General features: G+C 43.3%; 1 protein-coding gene. It reads right to left on the bottom strand.

All coding sequences use genetic code 11. The features are described 5' to 3' along the window. Window positions 1-135 (bottom strand): helix-turn-helix domain-containing protein (locus H5975_RS09330; RefSeq protein ID WP_204785660.1); only part of this gene is annotated, 135 nt, incomplete at its 3' end. Window positions 136-208 lie beyond the last annotated feature (73 nt).

Here is a 208-nt window from a genome sequence, read left to right as displayed (position 1 = left end):
ACGACCGATTGCGCGATTGGAAAGTCCTTGCGACTTTAAAGTCGCAATCATCACTCGCTCTTCTTTAGTAAGGTGTGCATATTTGCGATGAGTGGCCAAAAGGTTAGTGGGCATGGTATCATTTAAGTGCGTCATTTGACGGACATCCTTTCATATAGGTTTGATTCACTTAATATGATACCTGATGTCACGCCGAATGGCGTTTTTG

Source organism: Limosilactobacillus coleohominis (assembly GCF_016901675.1).
GTDB lineage: Bacteria > Bacillota > Bacilli > Lactobacillales > Lactobacillaceae > Limosilactobacillus > Limosilactobacillus intestinavium.
The sequence above is the reverse complement of the archived record's forward strand: the minus strand, read 5'-3'. Positions and strand labels throughout refer to the sequence as shown.